The organism is Cytobacillus sp. FSL R7-0680 (assembly GCF_038009245.1).
Lineage (GTDB): Bacteria > Bacillota > Bacilli > Bacillales > Cytobacillaceae > Cytobacillus > Cytobacillus kochii.
Genome location: NZ_JBBPAO010000001.1, coordinates 3,470,119 through 3,488,445, shown reverse-complemented (window position 1 = coordinate 3,488,445; position 18,327 = coordinate 3,470,119). Strand labels below are relative to the sequence as shown.

The 18,327-nt window shown below is 37.2% G+C and carries 19 protein-coding genes; 18 read left to right on the top strand and 1 reads right to left on the bottom strand.

Translation table 11 applies throughout. The annotated features are described in order from the left end of the window. The first annotated feature begins 993 nt into the window (after positions 1-993). From rpmH to MKY26_RS17295, 11 genes are all read left to right on the top strand, one after another. Positions 994-1,128 carry a 50S ribosomal protein L34 gene (gene rpmH / locus MKY26_RS17345; protein ID WP_016201470.1) on the top strand — a complete coding sequence of 45 codons (135 nt, stop codon included), beginning with the start codon at positions 994-996 and terminating at the stop codon, positions 1,126-1,128. Positions 1,129-1,276: 148 nt separating this feature from the next. Further along, complete coding sequence (gene rnpA / locus MKY26_RS17340) at positions 1,277-1,642, top strand: ribonuclease P protein component (RefSeq protein WP_095371330.1); 366 nt, start codon at positions 1,277-1,279, stop codon at positions 1,640-1,642. A 184-nt stretch (positions 1,643-1,826) separates the two neighbouring features. Further along, positions 1,827-2,621, top strand: coding sequence for a YidC family membrane integrase SpoIIIJ (gene spoIIIJ, locus MKY26_RS17335; protein WP_095371331.1), 795 nt, complete (start codon positions 1,827-1,829; stop codon positions 2,619-2,621). After that, the gene (gene jag, locus MKY26_RS17330; RefSeq protein ID WP_095371332.1) at positions 2,618-3,241 is read left to right on the top strand and encodes an RNA-binding cell elongation regulator Jag/EloR; all 624 of its coding nucleotides are present in this window, start codon (positions 2,618-2,620) and stop codon (positions 3,239-3,241) included. The genes spoIIIJ and jag overlap by 4 nt, the downstream gene beginning before the upstream one ends. Positions 3,242-3,653: 412 nt before the next feature. After that, complete coding sequence (gene mnmE, locus MKY26_RS17325) at positions 3,654-5,039, top strand: tRNA uridine-5-carboxymethylaminomethyl(34) synthesis GTPase MnmE (protein ID WP_095371333.1); 1,386 nt, start codon at positions 3,654-3,656, stop codon at positions 5,037-5,039. 52 nt (positions 5,040-5,091) lie between these two features. After that, a complete protein-coding gene (gene mnmG, locus MKY26_RS17320) occupies positions 5,092-6,981 on the top strand; it encodes a tRNA uridine-5-carboxymethylaminomethyl(34) synthesis enzyme MnmG (protein ID WP_095371334.1) in 1,890 nt (629 codons plus the stop codon). 15 nt (positions 6,982-6,996) lie between these two features. Continuing rightward, complete coding sequence (gene rsmG / locus MKY26_RS17315; RefSeq protein ID WP_307319120.1) at positions 6,997-7,716, top strand: 16S rRNA (guanine(527)-N(7))-methyltransferase RsmG; 720 nt, start codon at positions 6,997-6,999, stop codon at positions 7,714-7,716. Positions 7,717-7,827: 111 nt separating this feature from the next. After that, positions 7,828-8,727 carry a nucleoid occlusion protein gene (gene noc / locus MKY26_RS17310; protein ID WP_307319118.1) on the top strand — a complete coding sequence of 300 codons (900 nt, stop codon included), beginning with the start codon at positions 7,828-7,830 and terminating at the stop codon, positions 8,725-8,727. 244 nt (positions 8,728-8,971) lie between these two features. Next, a complete protein-coding gene (locus tag MKY26_RS17305) occupies positions 8,972-9,733 on the top strand; it encodes a ParA family protein (protein WP_095371337.1) in 762 nt (253 codons plus the stop codon). Next, a complete protein-coding gene (locus MKY26_RS17300) occupies positions 9,726-10,580 on the top strand; it encodes a ParB/RepB/Spo0J family partition protein (RefSeq protein ID WP_095371338.1) in 855 nt (284 codons plus the stop codon). The genes MKY26_RS17305 and MKY26_RS17300 overlap by 8 nt, the downstream gene beginning before the upstream one ends. A 62-nt stretch (positions 10,581-10,642) precedes the next feature. Next, positions 10,643-11,344 carry a DUF554 domain-containing protein gene (locus MKY26_RS17295; RefSeq protein WP_095371339.1) on the top strand — a complete coding sequence of 234 codons (702 nt, stop codon included), beginning with the start codon at positions 10,643-10,645 and terminating at the stop codon, positions 11,342-11,344. A 302-nt stretch (positions 11,345-11,646) separates the two neighbouring features. On the opposite strand, the gene yyaC is transcribed toward MKY26_RS17295, so the two are convergent. After that, the gene (yyaC, locus tag MKY26_RS17290) at positions 11,647-12,264 is read right to left on the bottom strand and encodes a spore protease YyaC (RefSeq protein ID WP_095371340.1); all 618 of its coding nucleotides are present in this window, start codon (positions 12,262-12,264) and stop codon (positions 11,647-11,649) included. A gap of 205 nt (positions 12,265-12,469) precedes the next feature. On the opposite strand from yyaC, the gene MKY26_RS17285 reads away from it, so the two are divergent. The 7 genes from MKY26_RS17285 to MKY26_RS17255 all read left to right on the top strand — a co-directional run bounded on the left by MKY26_RS17285 (position 12,470) and on the right by MKY26_RS17255 (position 18,163). After that, entirely contained in the window at positions 12,470-12,661 is a 192-nt protein-coding gene (locus tag MKY26_RS17285) for a DUF951 domain-containing protein (RefSeq protein ID WP_180317033.1), read from the top strand. A gap of 312 nt (positions 12,662-12,973) precedes the next feature. Continuing rightward, entirely contained in the window at positions 12,974-14,074 is a 1,101-nt protein-coding gene (gene ychF / locus MKY26_RS17280; protein WP_095371342.1) for a redox-regulated ATPase YchF, read from the top strand. A gap of 260 nt (positions 14,075-14,334) precedes the next feature. Next, the gene (rpsF, locus tag MKY26_RS17275) at positions 14,335-14,622 is read left to right on the top strand and encodes a 30S ribosomal protein S6 (RefSeq protein WP_095371343.1); all 288 of its coding nucleotides are present in this window, start codon (positions 14,335-14,337) and stop codon (positions 14,620-14,622) included. 37 nt (positions 14,623-14,659) lie between these two features. Continuing rightward, complete coding sequence (ssb, locus tag MKY26_RS17270; protein WP_095371344.1) at positions 14,660-15,172, top strand: single-stranded DNA-binding protein; 513 nt, start codon at positions 14,660-14,662, stop codon at positions 15,170-15,172. Positions 15,173-15,217: 45 nt separating this feature from the next. Continuing rightward, entirely contained in the window at positions 15,218-15,457 is a 240-nt protein-coding gene (gene rpsR, locus MKY26_RS17265; protein WP_095371345.1) for a 30S ribosomal protein S18, read from the top strand. A 945-nt stretch (positions 15,458-16,402) separates the two neighbouring features. Further along, positions 16,403-16,891, top strand: a complete 489-nt coding sequence (locus MKY26_RS17260) for an ArsR/SmtB family transcription factor (RefSeq protein ID WP_233435335.1) — start codon at positions 16,403-16,405, stop codon at positions 16,889-16,891. Next, entirely contained in the window at positions 16,892-18,163 is a 1,272-nt protein-coding gene (locus MKY26_RS17255; RefSeq protein ID WP_322910621.1) for an MFS transporter, read from the top strand. The last annotated feature ends 164 nt before the right edge of the window (positions 18,164-18,327 follow it).

The following is an 18,327-nucleotide window of genomic DNA, read 5'->3' as shown; positions in this document are numbered from 1 at the left end:
TATAGAAAAAATGAATAAAATAAGATGTGGAAAAATATATAATAAGGAAAAAAGGCGACATTTCGACAATATCCACCACCTGTGGACAACCTTTTACATAGGGGTTGTATAACCTGTCCACATGATATCCACAATCTGTGGATAATAAAATATATACCGTTCAGTTATTAAGTGTGAAAACACAAATATGATAACAGAAATAACAAGAGCATGCAACGTTTTTTCAATGCTTATCCACAAGTGAAACAACCTGTTTATAACAATTGTCCACAGGTAGTGTTTTTGTGAAAAACTTGTCTATATGTAGTGTGGATAAAATAAATTTGTCGAAAAAAGTATCCACAAGTAAAAATATATGCTGAATGATAAATACGTGGATAAATAGATGGAAGACAGTCTTCTTATAAAAACAGGACATTTAAATTAATGGACTTACAAACAATATGGAACTAGATTATAGCGGATATGCAAAAGGAATCATGAGTACAACAAAAATGGAATCAATCATAATGACACATAAATTTAATTGTGACCATGAGACCTGTTGAATGATTATGAAGGTAATTTGTATAACTTGTTCGCATGGAGAAAGTCGCCAATGCTCATAATTAGACATGGAACGAGAAGTGAAGTCTGATCCAAAAACGTGAGAATGAAAAGAGGTCTAAAGTCTAAGTCCAAAAAACTTGTAAAACAGGTTAAAACAAAACGGCTAATTTAAAATCAGCTATTAAAAAAATTTATAAGAAAATAGCCCTTCAATCATTGCTATACAGGCTCGCAATCAATGGATTTCCCCAATAACCAAAAAATACTATTGAAATGAGGGTGACATTGGAGACGAAACAAAGTAAAATTCAGTACAGTGATGTTTTTTGAAAAAAGTTGCGCGTAAAGGTTAATCATCCGATGGATAGTTGACAATCTTTAGGTAGCATCTATATAATTAATAAGACTGTCTTTAACAGCTATTCCTCAGGGAGGTGTCATATAATGAAAAGAACTTATCAACCAAATAAACGTAAAAGAAGTAAAGTTCATGGATTCCGCAGCCGTATGAGCAGCTCGAACGGACGTAACGTTCTAGCACGCCGCCGTCGTAAAGGAAGAAAAGTATTATCTGCTTAGGCCACTGAAAATCAGTGGTCTTTTTTCACGTAATAGTGTAAAAATAGTGAGTAAACGCATGATTGATCGATTGCCCAAATAGAGAATATAAGACTTATTTATACATGAGCTGTTACGAACCGTGTATGAAAAAGAAGGTGTAAATGACATGAAGAAAGAATTTAGAGTAAAGAAGAATAAAGAATTTCAAGAAGCCTTTAAACAAGGTAAGTCATTTGCTAACCGGCAATTTGTTGTTTATTCTTTACAAAGAAATGACCAGTCTCATTTTAGAATAGGATTATCTGTTAGTAAGAAGCTTGGTAACGCTGTCAAAAGGAACCAAATCAAGCGTTATATTAGACAGGCCTTTCATGAGCTGGATCAAGAGTTAAAACCAAATTATGACTTTATTATTATCGCACGAAAGCCAACTGCTGAAATGAGCTTTTTTGAAATTAAGAAAAGCTTAATGCATGTTTTGAAGCTTTCTCGGGTTGTTAAAACACATAAACATGGAAATAATAAGTCATAATTTCATAAAAAGAGCTTTTTTTTATGAAATTTGGGAAAGACATCTTTTATTCATATGACATATGAGGAAAAGATGATAAAATACATACCATGAGTAAAATCAGTTTATTCGATTCTCAGTAAAAATGAAGAGATGATAGAAAAACTGTAACAATATTATCTAGGCATTAAGGAGGAAATAACGGTTGAAAAAGCGAATACCTTTATTGGTTGGTCTAATTCTAGTCACCGTACTTTTAGCAGGGTGTACTGAATTTAATGAGCCAATTACTTCCGAGAGTGAAGGCTTTTGGAACTCATACATCGTTTATCCGCTATCATGGCTTATTATTAAAATTGCAGGCCTTATGGGCGGAAGCTATGGTTTGTCGATTATTGTCGTAACAATTCTGATTCGTCTAGTAATTCTACCATTGATGATTAAACAAACTAAGAGTTCTAAAGCAATGCAGGCAGTACAGCCTGAGATGCAAAAGCTACGTGAAAAATATAGTTCTAAAGATCAAAAGACACAACAAAAGCTTCAACAAGAAACCATGGAATTAATGCAAAAACATGGTGTAAACCCATTGGCGGGCTGTTTACCATTGTTAGTACAAATGCCGATTCTTATTGGATTCTATCATGCGATTTCAAGAACGCGAGAAATTGCTAATCATAACTTCTTATGGTTTGATCTTGGCGATGCCGATCCATATTATATCTTGCCAGTTGTAGCAGGTATTACAACGTTCATTCAACAGAAGATGATGATGGCTGGACAAGACTTTAGTGCGAATGAAATGATGGCAACGCAAATGAAAATGATGTTATGGTTAATGCCAATCATGATCGTTATTTTTGCTATTAATTTCCCAGCGGCTCTTTCTCTATATTGGGTAGTTGGTAACTTATTTATGATTGTACAAACTTATTTCATTAAAGGTCCAGATTTAAAAAAATCTAAAGAAACACAACCTGCGGGAGGAGCGAAAAAGTGAAAGAAATAACTGCTACAGGACAAACCGTCAATGAAGCAGTACATTCGGCTTTAGCTCAATTACAAACAACAGAGGATCGTGTAGAAATAGAGATTCTCGATGAAGGAAGGAAAGGGATCCTTGGTATATTCGGATCCCGTCCTGCAGTGATAAAAGCAACGATGAAAATGGATCCGATTGCAGAAGCGGAGAAATTTTTATTAGAGGTCAGTGAGAAAATGGGCGCGCCGGTTGAAATTGAAACTGTTAGAGACGGTAAAAATGTTGAATTTATTCTATCTGGTAATAAAATTGCTTTATTAATAGGTAAACGAGGTCAAACATTAAACTCTTTGCAGTATCTTACACAGCTTGTCGTCAACAGATATTCTGATCAATATTTTAATATTATATTAGATGCAGAAAACTATCGCCAAAGAAGAATTGATACGTTGGTGCAGCTTGCTGAAAGATTAGCAAGCCAGGCAATTAAAACTGGTAAAAAGGTCTCGCTTGAGCCTATGCCTTCCTATGAGAGAAAAGTGATCCACTCTGCTTTGTCTCATGATAAGAAAGTAGAAACGTATTCGGATGGCAATGATCCTCATCGACATATTGTCATTTCACCAGTTAAAAATTAATTTTTTATAGAGAGTGTCCAAGCGGACGCTCTTTTTTTATGGATAAACGCGCAATTACTTCAGAACTCTTTCGGAAGTTCCGAAAGAGCTTAGAAAACATTCGCAGCTTTTTTCACAAAGAATTGGTCAAAGAGGAAAATAATGAATTCAGCATTGTATGATTGTTATTCACATGTGGATAAGTTAAAATAGAGCATAATACCGACTTGGTTTCTGTGGATAATTTTTAGAAGGAAAAAATTTGTCTATACTGTTGATAACAGGTATTTTCCTTAGTTCGGGGATTTTTGACGAGGATGATCTTGCTTTTAATAATTGTTTGCATATGATATTCTGTTTTTTTGGGAAATAATTTTTTTCATAGATTGAAGGATGAGTAATTATAGATAAAAATGAAATGAGGTGAAGCCGCTTGGAACTTGATACAATAGCTGCTATATCTACTCCTATGGGTGAAGGCGCAATTGCAATTGTACGGCTAAGCGGACCTGAAGCTTTTGATATAGCGGATCATTTATTTAAAAGTGTGGGAGATAAACGTTTGAAAGAAGTCCCATCTCACACAATTCATTATGGCCATATTATTGATCCGAAGACTGACCAAGTTGCTGAAGAAGTAATGGTTTCGGTCATGAAGGGTCCAAAGACGTTTACAAAAGAAGATGTGATTGAGATTAACTGTCACGGTGGACTCGTTTCTGTCAATCGCGTCCTGCAATTGATGTTGACAAATGGTGCTCGCTTAGCTGAACCAGGTGAATTTACAAAGCGTGCTTTTTTAAATGGGCGCATTGATTTATCGCAGGCGGAGGCAGTGATGGATTTAATCCGAGCGAAAACGGATAAGGCAATGAATGTCGCCTTAGGTCAAATGGAAGGCAGATTGTCAAACTTAATTCAAAGGTTACGACAGGAAATTCTAGAAGTACTTGCCCATGTGGAAGTGAATATTGACTATCCCGAATATGATGATGTCGAGGAAATGACCCATCAATTACTATTAGAGAAGGCAAGCTTCGTTAAAAAGGAAATCGAGCAGTTACTACGTACATCCCAACAAGGGAAAATTTTACGTGAAGGTTTATCAACGGTAATCGTTGGACGCCCGAATGTTGGTAAATCTTCGTTATTAAATAGCCTAGTCCATGAGAATAAAGCGATCGTGACAGATATCCCAGGTACGACAAGAGATGTAATAGAAGAATATGTGAACGTAAGAGGCGTGCCATTAAAATTAGTAGATACAGCTGGTATTCGGGAAACAGAAGATATTGTTGAAAGAATAGGGGTAGAGAGATCACGACAAGTATTAAAAGAAGCGGATCTTATTTTACTCGTTGTGAACTATTCGGATGAGCTTACGGATGAGGATATGAATTTATTTAAAGCGGTCGAAGGCATGGATGTTATTGTCATCGTGAATAAAACTGATTTAGAACAAAAGATTGATATGGAAAAAGTGAGACAGCTTGCAGCTAATCAGAAGCTAGTGACAACCTCTTTATTAGAAGAACAAGGAATTAACGAGCTTGAAGAGGCGATTTCTGAATTATTCTTTACTGGCTCCATCGAAGCAGAAGATATGACATATGTCTCTAACTCAAGACATATTGCTCTTTTACACCAAGCCATAAATTCAATTAATGACGCAATAGAGGGTGTTGATCTGGGCACACCGATTGACATCGTACAAATAGATTTGACAAGAACATGGGAAATTCTAGGTGAGATTATTGGAGATAGTGTACAAGATAGTTTAATTGACCAGTTATTCTCTCAGTTCTGTCTTGGAAAATAAGAAAAAAAACCGTTGATATAAATATAAAAAAAGAAAAGGGAGGTAAAATGAAATGGCTTATGAAGCAGGTTCATATGACGTTATTGTTATCGGTGCCGGTCATGCAGGAGTTGAAGCAGGTCTTGCCTCAGCTCGAATTGGGGCAAAAACTTTAATGGTCACAATCAATCTTGATATGGTTGCCTTTATGCCATGTAACCCTTCAATTGGTGGACCGGCGAAAGGAATTGTCGTACGGGAAATTGACGCATTAGGCGGCGAAATGGGGAAAAATATTGATAAAACCTATATCCAAATGCGTATGCTTAATACAGGTAAAGGCCCCGCAGTAAGAGCATTAAGAGCACAAGCGGATAAATTTACGTATCAGCATGAAATGAAAAAAACATTGGAAAACCAAGAGAATTTAACATTATTACAAGGTATGGTGGAAAGTTTAATTGTTGAAGATGGTGAATGTAGAGGTATTATTACGCAAACGGGCGCAACTTATTATGCGAAATCTGTTGTTATTACTACCGGTACATTCCTCCGTGGAGAAATTATCTTAGGAGAATTAAAGTATTCAAGTGGACCGAATAATCAACAACCATCGATTAAGTTGTCCGAACATCTAGAGGCTTTAGGTTTTGATATGGTTCGTTTTAAAACGGGAACGCCACCGCGCGTAAATAGTCATTCAATTGATTATAGTAAAACAGAAATACAACCAGGTGATGATGTACCGAGAGCATTCTCATATGAAACGACTAAATATATTACAGAACAACTGCCATGTTGGTTAACATATACGAACGAAAAAACGCATACGCTCATCGACAATAACCTACATCGTTCTCCGATGTATTCTGGTATGATCAAAGGGACAGGTCCTCGTTATTGTCCGTCAATTGAGGATAAGGTGGTTCGTTTTAATGACAAACCAAGACATCAAATCTTCCTTGAACCAGAGGGGAGAAACACGCAAGAAGTTTATGTACAGGGGTTATCAACTAGTTTACCTGAAGATGTACAACAAGACATTTTGCGGACGATTCCAGGTTTAGAAAATGTGCAAATGATGAGAGCTGGTTATGCAATTGAATATGATTCCATTGTACCGACGCAATTATGGCCAACATTGGAAACGAAAAAAGTGAAAAACCTTTATACTGCCGGCCAGATAAATGGGACATCCGGTTATGAAGAAGCAGCCGGTCAAGGTCTAATGGCAGGGATGAATGCAGCGCTTCATTCACTTGGTAGAGAGCAAGTGATCTTAAGTCGCTCCGATGGCTATATCGGGGTACTAATTGATGATTTAGTAACAAAGGGGACGAACGAACCTTATCGTTTATTAACTTCTAGAGCGGAGTACCGTCTATTATTACGCCATGACAATGCGGATCTTCGTTTAACAGAAGTAGGTTATAAAGTAGGCATGATTAGTGAGGAACGTTATCAAAAATTCTTGTCTAAAAAACAGCAAATTGAAGAAGAAAAAATGCGTTTAAAGAAGATTATTTTAAAACCGAATGCTGAGGTTCAAGGTTTAATTCAATCCCTAGGTGGAAGTGAATTAAAAGATGGTATACGTGCAAGTGATTTATTAAAAAGACCAGAAATGTCTTACGCTCATATTGAACAGCTCGCTAAAGCAACGAGTGAGTTAGATGATGATGTAAAAGAACAAGTAGAAATACAGATTAAGTATGAGGGCTATATTGAAAAATCATTACAACAAGTAGACAGACTGAAAAAAATGGAAAACAAAAAAATTCCAGATCAAATCGATTATGATGATATCAATGGGCTTGCGTCTGAAGCACGCCAAAAATTGAAATCAGTGCGTCCTCTATCTTTAGCACAAGCATCTCGTATTTCTGGTGTAAACCCAGCAGATATTTCTATTCTACTCGTTTATTTAGAACAAGGAAGAATTGCGAAAGTGGCTAATGAATAAGAGAGGATTGAACGCATGAATACAGAACAATTTGTTCATTTGCTTGAGGAGAAGGGAATTTCCCTCTCCAAGCAGCAAATGGAACAGTATGAATTGTACTATTCGACGCTTGTTGAATGGAATGAAAAAATGAACCTAACGGCCATTACAGAAAAAGATGAAGTATATTTAAAGCATTTTTATGACAGCATCTCAGCTGCCTTTTATTACGATTTCAACCAGCCGTTAAAGGTATGTGATGTTGGAGCTGGAGCTGGTTTTCCAAGTATCCCTTTAAAAATTGCCTTTCCTCAAATACAAGTGACCATCGTTGATTCATTAAACAAACGGATTGGTTTTTTAAATCATTTAGCTGAAAAACTTGGATTAGATCATGTCGAATTTGTACATGATCGCGCGGAGACGTTTGGCAAAAACAAAAAATACCGCGAAAGCTTTGATCTTGTCACAGCTAGGGCGGTAGCAAGATTGTCAGTACTGAGTGAATTATGCTTGCCCTTAGTCAAAGTCGGTGGTACCTTTTTAGCTATGAAAGGTGCAGGGGCTGAACAAGAACTAGATAAAGCAAACAAAGCGATAACAACCTTTGGTGGTAAACTGATAGATTCACACACTTTCACATTACCAGAAGAAGAAAGTGAAAGAAACATTCTAGTAATTAAGAAAGAAAAATCTACCCCTAATAAATATCCAAGAAAGCCGGGAACGCCTAATAAATCACCGATTGAATCGTGAATTTGAGCGTATATGGTTTTTTATATCACTATAAATTGATAGACAATCGCAGGAATTGTCTACTTTGTAGAGAATAGGTTATAGGGAGTTTCGTAAAGGTGGTGCAGGGTGATGAAGCATTCTTTCTCACGCCTTTTTGGCCTAGGCGAAAAGGAAAAAACAAATGAAGACAAGCTAGACGAACAAGCAGATATAGAAATGGAAGAGGCAGAGACAGAGACATTAGCAAGCCAGGAAGAGGTAAAGAAGATCCCTATCGATCAAATCGTTCCTAACCGTTTTCAGCCTCGGACAATATTTGATGATGAGAAAATAGAAGAGCTTTCTCGTACAATTCATATTCACGGTATTATTCAGCCAATTGTCGTTAGAGAATACGGTGACAATCAATTTGAAATTATTGCAGGTGAGCGTCGCTGGCGTGCAATGAATAAATTGGGTTGGGAAGAAGTTCCCGCCATTGTCAAGAATATGAGTGATACAGAAACGGCCTCAATTGCGCTTATTGAAAACTTGCAGCGTGAAGAGCTTTCGCCTATTGAAGAAGCCGTTGCTTATGGAAAGCTACTAGAGTTACATAACTTAACACAGGAAGCATTGGCACAACGTCTAGGAAAAGGGCAATCAACAGTAGCCAATAAATTAAGGTTGTTGAAATTACCAGAAGAAGTACAAGAAGCCCTTTTAAGAAAAGAAATAACAGAACGACATGCAAGGGCACTTATTCCTTTAAAAAGCCACGAGAAGCAAGTTAGCTTATTAGCTGAAGTTGTTGAAAAACAGCTAAATGTAAAGCAAACAGAGGACCGAGTGGTAAAGCTATTAGAAAAAGATCAACCAAAGGCAAAACCAAGAAGAAAAGCATTTAGTAAAGATATGCGTATTGCTGTCAACACGATTCGCCAATCGCTTTCAATGGTTTCTGATAGTGGCATAAACTTAGATTCACAAGAAGAAGAATTTGATGAATTCTATCAAATAACAATCAAAATTCCAAAAAAGAAAAAATAAATGACCTAGCCAATCTCAAATCAACTTTTGCGAGATATGGCTCTTTTTTTATCCAGAAAATAGCATCTGGAAGATTTTCTTATTTTTCTTAAAATAATTATTCTTCCCCTCACGTTCATGATAAAATAGATTCGTGCGTTCGAAAAAAGTGAATGCGTACTAAAACAATGATGTCTTTAATAGGGGTTTTTAATAGATTACATACGTAGAAAAACAAACATGTGAAGAAAGCAGGTGAGTTCAGGTGGGGAAAACGATTGCTTTAGCTAACCAAAAGGGTGGCGTAGGAAAAACAACAACAGCAGTGAACTTAGGTGCATGTCTAGCTTCTATGGGCAAAAAGGTGTTGCTTGTAGATATAGACCCACAAGGTAATGCAACGAGCGGTATTGGTATTGAGAAGGCAGAAGTGGATTACTGCATTTATGATGTATTAGTGGACGATTTAGAAGCAAGTAAAGCCATCAAACCAACAATTGTAGAGAAACTGCATATAATACCTGCTACGATTCAACTAGCAGGAGCGGAAATTGAACTTGTACCAACAATATCAAGAGAAGTTCGGTTAAAGAGAGCTTTAGAAGACGTGAAGGAAAACTATGATTATATTATTATCGATTGTCCTCCATCACTAGGATTACTAACGCTGAATTCTTTAACAGCATCTGACGCCGTATTAATTCCTGTACAATGTGAATATTATGCGCTTGAAGGATTAAGTCAACTGTTAAATACGGTGAGACTTGTGCAAAAACATTTAAATCAAGATCTTCGTATTGAGGGCGTTTTGTTAACAATGTTGGATGCAAGAACGAATTTAGGAATTCAAGTCATTGAAGAAGTGAAAAAGTACTTTCAAGATAAAGTGTATCGCACGGTGATTCCTAGAAATGTACGCTTAAGTGAAGCACCAAGTCATGGGGAGCCAATTATCACATACGATCCAAAGTCTCGCGGAGCAGAAGTATACTTAGACTTAGCAAAGGAAGTGTTAACAAATGGCTAAGGGGTTAGGTAAAGGGCTTAATGCCTTCTTTACGAATGTGGACAAAGAAAGTGAAGAAATAATTGAAGAAATAAAACTTAAGGAAATACGTCCTAATCCGTATCAACCGCGAAAAATCTTCACAAAAGAGAGTATAGAAGAGCTAAAACAATCGATTCTCACACACGGAATCCTCCAACCAATTATTGTTCGTAAAAGTATTAAAGGTTATGAAATTGTTGTTGGTGAAAGAAGGTATCGGGCAGCAAAAGAGGCAAATATGCAGACGATGCCAGTCATTATTCGCGATCTATCAGAACAACAAATGATGGAATTAGCTATATTAGAAAACCTTCAAAGGGAAGATTTAACGCCGATTGAAGAAGGCGCAGCTTATCAATTATTAATTGAAAAACTAAAAATCACACAAGAGGAATTGGCTAAGAGATTAGGAAAAAGCCGACCGCATATTGCTAATCATATTCGCTTGCTTTCACTGCCAGCTAAAGTACAAGAGATGATTGCTGATGGAAAATTAACGATGGGTCATGGTAGGACGCTGTTAGGGTTAAAGAAAAAATCCCTTATGGATACGGTAGTAGAAAAAGTGTTAAAAGACTCTTTAAATGTAAGGCAGTTAGAACAATGGATCGGGCAATTAAACGAAAAAGTTCCACGTGAAACAAAGAAGAAGGAAAATAAAGATGTGTTTATTCAATCACATGAATCTTCGCTTAGAGAAAGGTTCGGCACGAACGTTCATATTAAAAAAGGAAAAAAGAAAGGGAAAATAGAAATCGAATTCTTTTCTAACGACGATTTGGAGCGAATACTGGATCTTTTAGATCAGCAAAAAGAATCCATCTAGCCGCTTAGTCGTTTGCTAGATAGACATCATGAAAAGATAGAAAGTATATTTGGGTAGCTCTAATGTTTTTATTAGGTACAGTAGTCAATTCACTATTAATTATTGTCGGTACATTAATCGGTAAGTTCCTTAATCGTATCCCTGAAAAAATGAAAGATACAGTGATGCAAGCTATTGGCTTGGCAGTAATGGTACTTGGTTTACAGATGGGGCTTAAGAGTGAAAACTTCTTAGTGGTCATTCTTAGCCTCGTTTTTGGGGCGATGCTTGGAGAATGGTTAAAATTAGAAGATAGACTCAATCAAGTCGGTATTCTATTAGAAAATAAAATTGGATCCAATCATCAAGGTAGCATCTCTCAGGGATTTGTCACAGCAACATTAATTTTTGTTATTGGTGCAATGGGTGTCATCGGTGCGTTAGATAGTGGGATCCGTGGAGATCATTCGGTCTTATATACAAAATCAATTATAGATGGCTTCACGGCTCTAATCTTAACGACCACTTTAGGTATCGGTGTCATATTCTCAGCCATCCCAGTCTTTATCTATCAAGGATTGATTGCGTTATTTGCGACACAAATTGATAAATGGATTCCCCAAGCGTGGATGGACAGCTTTATTCTAGAAATGACAGCTACAGGCGGCTTAATGATTTTTGCTATCGGCTTAAACTTAATGGGCTTAACAAAAATCAGGGTAGCAAATCTCTTACCGGGTATTTTTGTCACCGCCCTTGTCGTTTCTTTCTATTACTTCTTTTAATTTAGGTAACGAACAATCCTTGATAGGCATGGATTGTTCGTTTTTTCTTTGGTTTCAAGTCTTCATACAGGGGGTGAATGAGATATTCGAGAGATTCATGGGCAAAAGCAGTTAGACTACACAACCTGCTTCCTTTCTTCATCATGGTTTAATGCATTTCAGCCTCATCAAATCAGATTTCCAAAATGTCTTTATTTATGTCGATTCCAAAGAAAATACGCGGCGATTTGCGTCTGGAAAAACGAAAATCGTCACGTATCGGTAGCTCGTATTTATTGTCAGTCGGAAACTCTTGTGTCACATTATAAAGTCTGTTCTTTACCCCAGTCGATAGGGATAAATTTTGCTTTTTCCATCATCGTTACTTCGTGGATGCCATTGGCAATGGTTTTGGCCATATTCATGACTAAGCTCAGTCTTGTATTTTGTAATACCATAAACTCCATAAACCCGCTCACATTGACGATGCCAGCGATATGTATATCACCAACTTCAGGTAAATCCTTATTTACTCCAGCACCTGGTTTAACAGGACCATCAGCAATTTGAATAATCCCCACACTTTTTACACGCCCTAAGCAGGCATCAATGCCGATAATAAAAGCATTAGGAAATTGTTCTTCAATATATGACAGTTTTTCAGATAGATTTACTGCATGAATAGGGTCTTCTAATGTGCCGAATACATGAAGGTTAGGAATAGATCGTTCTTTTAATAAGGTTCCAACTAATGGACCGAGCGAATCACCGGTAGAGCGGTCCGTACCGATACAAATAAGGACGAATGGTCTTTCTTGTATATTACTCGGGAGAAACTGCTTGATTTCATGAGCAAGTTTATTAGTAGCACTTTGTTCATCGTGTGGAATCCGAGAGGTTAATTTAGGTTTCTTATCAAAAATACGTGGATAAAAATTCATCAAGCGTCACTCCTTCAATGTCACTCTATAGAAAAGAGCGCTTTACTTTCTTTTTAGCGATTGAATTGAATAGTAGTAATAGTATACGGAATATTCACGCATTCTATACGTGATTAGGACACGAAATATATTTTCCTCTGATGTTTATTGGAAATATATTAGTAGGACAAGGTATAATAGTGAAATAGAAGTGAAGAAAAGGGTGATGAAATTGGAAGAAAAACAATTTGATCTTAATAATATTGTTGAGATGAAAAAGGCTCACCCATGTGGAGCAAATCGATGGAAAATTATACGTATGGGCGCGGATATTCGCATTAAATGTGAAGGTTGCGGTCATAGTGTAATGATTCCAAGAAGAGAATTTACAAGAAAACTAAAAAAAGTATTGGCGTAATCAATGGTAAAGGTTATCTTTACCATTTTTTCCGATAAGAAAATGTGATTTTTTCAATGAGTTTTCATGTCTAGCTCCAGGTGCCATCCGGCTCTATGGTCTAGGCCAATCCGTCAAACAGGTTAAAGAACAACCTTTGCACCGGCTCATCTTATCTTATGCTTGTAGCTGATAGACGGGCGCCTTGCGCTTTTCTTAAAACGCACAGTGAACTTGCTTATTTTTATACAAATCTCTATAATTGTTAAAGGCTTGTATAAAAATCGATTAATAATTTTTCTTAGATAGATTAAATGATTAGGAGTGACCTAAATGGCATTAACAGCTGGAATTGTCGGTTTGCCGAACGTTGGTAAATCCACCTTATTTAATGCAATAACTCAAGCGGGTGCTGAATCAGCGAACTACCCGTTTTGTACGATAGATCCTAATGTCGGTATTGTTGAAGTACCGGATGAAAGATTAGCGAAGTTAACCGAACTTGTTCAACCAAAGAAAACGGTACCTACCGCTTTTGAATTTACAGACATTGCTGGAATTGTTAAAGGGGCAAGTAAAGGTGAAGGACTTGGTAATAAGTTTCTTTCACATATCCGTGAAGTTGACGCGATTTGCCAAGTGGTTCGTTGTTTTGCTGACGATAATATTACCCACGTATCAGGAAAAGTGAATCCGATTGATGATATCGAAACAATCAACTTGGAACTGATTTTAGCTGACTTAGAATCCGTTGAAAAACGCATTGTACGTGTAAGTAAGCTTGCGAAACAAAAAGATAAGGAATCTGTTTTTGAATTAGAAATCCTTGAAAAATTAAAAGAAGCTTTCGAAGCAGATCAACCTGCAAGAACAGTAGAATTTACAGAAGAACAAATGAAATTGGTTAAAGGGTTACACTTACTAACGATTAAACCAATGCTTTATGTAGCGAATGTTGGTGAAGATGATGTGGCTGATCCTTCTACTAATGAATACGTTCAAAAAGTAAAAGAATTTGCATCCGCAGATAATGCAGAAGTGATTGTCATTTGTGCAAAAATCGAATCAGAAATTGCTGAGCTTGAAGGAGAAGAGAAGGAAATGTTCCTTGAAGAGCTTGGTATTGAAGAATCAGGTTTAGATCAATTGATTAAAGCATCGTACAGCTTACTTGGCTTAGCTACTTACTTTACAGCTGGCGTACAAGAAGTACGTGCTTGGACTTTCCGTAAAGGAATGAAAGCACCACAATGTGCCGGTGTCATCCATAGTGACTTCGAAAAAGGCTTCATACGTGCTGAAACAGTTTCCTACGACGACCTAGTCGTTGCTGGCAATATGAATGCAGCGAAAGAAGCTGGGAAAGTTCGCTTAGAAGGAAAAGAATACATCGTTCAAGACGGAGATGTTATGCACTTCCGATTTAACGTTTGATAAAATCCCCAATGAATTCTTGTAATAAAGGATTTATTGGGGTTTTTCTATAGAGTTACAGAGGCGTATCGTCATAATGCTTTAACCGCAAAAAATATTTCATCCTATTCGTTTTTTTCTTTTTATGTTTCGTCTCTCTGTTTTTCCTTTTGAGGCAATTGCATATTGATCAAACGTATGATATACTTTTACCTTGTGAGTAATGAATAATTGCTCCTTGCCCTCACACGGGCCGTTTAGACCAAAAGGAGGTGAAAGTGATGAAAAAGTACGAAGTTATGTACATCATCCGTCCAAACATTGAAGATGAGGCAAAGAAATCTGTAGTTGAGCGTTTCGACGCAATCCTTACTGATAACGGTGCTGAAATCAACGAGTCAAAAGACTGGGGTAAGCGTCGTTTAGCTTACGAAATCAATGATTTCCGTGATGGATACTACCAATTAGTAAACATTAATGCTGATTCTAAAGCAGTTGATGAGTTCACTCGTCTTGCAAAAATCAGTGAAGATATTATCAGATACATCGTTGTTAAAGACGAGAAATAATAAATATGCTTAATTTTATCGAAAGGAGTTGATTCTGATGATGAATCGTGTAGTTCTAGTGGGGCGTTTAACGAAAGACCCAGAATTACGTTATACACCGAATGGAGTAGCAGTGGCTACTTTTACTCTTGCTGTGAATCGTACATTTACGAATCAAAATGGAGACAGAGAAGCGGATTTCATTAATTGCGTTGTTTGGAGAAAGCCTGCTGAAAACGTAGCGAACTTCCTTAAAAAAGGAAGCCTAGCTGGTGTCGATGGACGCTTGCAAACACGTAATTACGAAGGACAAGATGGCAAACGTGTATATGTGACTGAAGTTCAGGCAGAAAGCGTACAGTTTCTTGAACCAAGAAATGCTGCAGGCTCACAAGGTGGCTCGAATCAATATGGTGGCCAGAGAGATGATTATTCTTATGGTGGCAACAATAATCAGAATCAACGACCATATGATAATAACCGCAGCAACCAAGGCCAAACTCGTGTAGATCAAGATCCATTCGCTAATAACGGTCAAATCGATATTTCCGATGACGATCTTCCGTTCTAAACCAATAAGGCTTTGAAAAAATAATAGGAAAAGGAGTGACAAAACATGGCTGGTGGACGCAGAGGAGGACGTGCGAAACGTCGTAAAGTTTGCTATTTTACTGCAAACGGAATCACTCACATCGATTATAAAGATGTAGATCTTCTAAAAAAATTCATCTCTGAACGTGGTAAAATTTTACCTCGTCGTGTAACAGGCACAAACGCTAAATACCAACGTAAATTAACGATTGCTATTAAGCGTTCTCGCCAAATGGCATTACTTCCATTCGTTTCAGGTGAATAATAAGTAAATGTTCGAACACAGTAGGCTTCGCGCCTACTGTGTTTTTTTAGGTTTAATTTAGTTTGAACACATGTTTCAAACGAGTCGGAAACCTGGCGAAGCGTAGAAATTTGATGGGATTCGGGTGGAAAAGAGTCAAAAAATGGGCGCGGGGTAGAAATTTGATAGGATTTAGGTGGAAACGCGTCAAAAAATGGGAGCAGGGTAGAAATTTGATAGGATTTAGGTAGAAGCGCGTCAAAAACCTGGCCAAGAGTAGAAATTTGATAGGATTCGGTCAGAAACGTGTCAAAAAATGGGCGCAGGGTAGAAGAATGGTAGGATTCGGTCGGAAACGCGTCAAAAACCTGGGCAAAGGTAGAAATTTGATAGGAATCAGGAGGAAACGCGTCAAGAAATGGGAGCAGGGTAAAAATTTGATAGGATTCGGTCGGAAGCGAGTCAAAAAATGGGAGAAGAGTAGAAATATGATAGGATTCGGGAGGAAGTAAGTCAAAAACCTGGCCAAGAGTAGAAATATGATAGGATTCAGGAGGAAGTGAGTCAAAAACATGACCAAGAGCAGAAATTTGATAGGATTCAGGTGGAAACGCGTCAAAAACCTGACCAAGGTTAAAAATTTGATAGGATTCGGTCAGAAACGTGTCAAAAATTGCCCCAAAGTAAAAAATCTGATTGGATTAGAGCGAAAACAATTGGAAGATAGCTGTGTAAACACAGTTAGCCCTCATTATTTGCAACGGTTAGAATCACACCCCCTTTTATTTCCGCTCCTTGTGCCCATATAGAGTCTCCTAAGAATCAATCCGATGGTCGACACTCCCTGAGTCGAGGTTATCCACACTCTAAATAATTAGAATATTTAAAAATATAACTTGCATTCTAAAAAGTTAGAACGTATTATTAATCTAGAACATACAATACAATTAGATAGGAGAGGTAAAAATGACATCTTTTGAATGGAAGTCCATGAATATTGATATACATCAACAAAAACTAATCTCTAATCCGTTGCGAATGAAAATTATCTTTTTACTGTCGGAACGCGCGCTCACAGCGAAGCAAGTAGCAGATGAGTTGGGGAAATCAGCAGGTAGTATCCATTACCATATTCAGCAACTTTATAAGGGTAACATTTTAGAGATTGAATCAACGAAGGAGTACAAAGGAATTATCGAAAAGTATTACCGAGCGAAGGCTAATCAATTTCATCTTAATCAAACAGGTGCGAATGTTGAGGATAAAGGAAAAAGTACAAGAGGAACAACTTTATCTTTAACCAAAGAAGAGCTGCAATTATTCCAAGATGAGGTAGATGAGCTGTTTTTGAAGTATTTTAAAAAGACGGTTAAGCCTGATGAACAGACAAAGAATCGTGATACTTATGAAGTGAATTGCTCGTTTAAGAAACTACCGAAAGAGGGGGAAAGTTAAATGCCATCATCAGCAGCCATAAAAAAGAATTTGGTGCTGTTTCTCTTAGCGAAAGTAGTGATTGTGTTTGGGTCATCTATCTATAGTTTCGCGATAGGATTATATGTTCTTGCGGTTACGGGTTCGGCCGTCAACTTTTCAATTACCCTCTTACTTACTATTCTACCTCGTATTATACTCGCTCCACTTGCTGGGACATTGAGCGACCGATGGAACCGTAAAAGAATCATTATTACAACCAATTTTGCTTGTGCCCTTTGGATTGCCGTTATTTGTGGTTTGTTTATTTTTGTCACACAAGACATTTGGCTACTTTATTTAGCGACATGCGTACTCAGTATCATCAATACCTTCTATTCTTCAGCAGTGATGTCCTCCATATACAATATGGTCGGTCCAGATTTCTTACAAAAAGCAATGTCTCTCAACCAAGCTGTGGCCTCCTTCTCAGTTATATTAGGGCCAATACTTGGAGGCATCCTTTTCGGACTATTACCTCTCTCAAGCTTCATGATGATCAACATATGTGGATTTTTCCTTTCCGGTATAGCCAGTCTTTTTATTAACTATTACTTATTTGTCGAAAAAACAGAAAAACAACAAGTAGGAACGATTCAGACCGAGTTGAGAGCAGGTCTATCCTATGTAAAAAAACAAACCTTGCTTCGCCAATTAATCTTTATGTCTGTATGGGTGAATTTTTGGTTTGCAGTTTTTCCCGTAGCACTACCTTATCTCGTTCTTACGATTCGCCAAATGCCAACTTATCAATTTGGTCTTATTGAGGGTAGCTTTGCTGTGGGCATGTTAGTCATGAGTACGATTCTCTCGTTAAAAGCAGAGATGAAAAATAAATCATTCAGTATTGGAATTGGTATGGTGTGCTTAGGAATATTGTTAATGTTAATAGGGATGCCACAACTGATAGAGATTTCTAATCAAGTGGTCTTCGTTTATTTAATAGGGATCGTGCTACTCCTAGCGGCAGCAATCATGATTATTAATATTCCAGTGATGGTACTCATTCAAAAAAGTACAAAAGATGAATATCGTGGTAGAGTGATGGCCATACTCGAAACAGGTGCGAGTGCAGCAACACCTTTAGGGTATATCCTATTTGGTTTATTTCTTGAATGGTGGCCGATATGGGTGATCATGCTCGTTTCAGGAGGCAGTATTATTTGTATGATTCTTTATCATACAAGAAATAAACAGTTTTTTAATCTATTAAAACAAACTGACCAAACCAAGGTCGTTTCAACCGAAGCATAAAAGGGAAAATCGTAATGAGAACCTTCTAGAATGATTGAACCTTCATTCTTGGAGGTTTTTTGCATGATTGCCTGTTTTCTTGATAGATAAGGATGATTTGGTTATGAAAGAATATATTTACACGAAATGAAGCATTCATTCAGTTGAATACCTATCCATGAGTG

Bases quoted from the DNA above. Each gene is read 5' to 3' on its own strand.
- rpmH (WP_016201470.1), top strand. From the start codon at position 994: ATGAAAAGAACTTATCAACCAAATAAACGTAAAAGAAGTAAAGTTCAT.
- rnpA (WP_095371330.1), top strand. From the start codon at position 1,277: ATGAAGAAAGAATTTAGAGTAAAGAAGAATAAAGAATTTCAAGAAGCC.
- mnmG (WP_095371334.1), top strand. From the start codon at position 5,092: ATGGCTTATGAAGCAGGTTCATATGACGTTATTGTTATCGGTGCCGGT.
- rsmG (WP_307319120.1), top strand. From the start codon at position 6,997: ATGAATACAGAACAATTTGTTCATTTGCTTGAGGAGAAGGGAATTTCC.
- noc (WP_307319118.1), top strand. From the start codon at position 7,828: ATGAAGCATTCTTTCTCACGCCTTTTTGGCCTAGGCGAAAAGGAAAAA.
- MKY26_RS17300 (WP_095371338.1), top strand. From the start codon at position 9,726: ATGGCTAAGGGGTTAGGTAAAGGGCTTAATGCCTTCTTTACGAATGTG.
- MKY26_RS17295 (WP_095371339.1), top strand. From the start codon at position 10,643: ATGTTTTTATTAGGTACAGTAGTCAATTCACTATTAATTATTGTCGGT.
- yyaC (WP_095371340.1), bottom strand. From the start codon at position 12,264: ATGAATTTTTATCCACGTATTTTTGATAAGAAACCTAAATTAACCTCT.
- MKY26_RS17285 (WP_180317033.1), top strand. From the start codon at position 12,470: ATGAAATTGGAAGAAAAACAATTTGATCTTAATAATATTGTTGAGATG.
- ychF (WP_095371342.1), top strand. From the start codon at position 12,974: ATGGCATTAACAGCTGGAATTGTCGGTTTGCCGAACGTTGGTAAATCC.
- rpsF (WP_095371343.1), top strand. From the start codon at position 14,335: ATGAAAAAGTACGAAGTTATGTACATCATCCGTCCAAACATTGAAGAT.
- ssb (WP_095371344.1), top strand. From the start codon at position 14,660: ATGATGAATCGTGTAGTTCTAGTGGGGCGTTTAACGAAAGACCCAGAA.
- rpsR (WP_095371345.1), top strand. From the start codon at position 15,218: ATGGCTGGTGGACGCAGAGGAGGACGTGCGAAACGTCGTAAAGTTTGC.
- MKY26_RS17260 (WP_233435335.1), top strand. From the start codon at position 16,403: ATGACATCTTTTGAATGGAAGTCCATGAATATTGATATACATCAACAA.
- MKY26_RS17255 (WP_322910621.1), top strand. From the start codon at position 16,892: ATGCCATCATCAGCAGCCATAAAAAAGAATTTGGTGCTGTTTCTCTTA.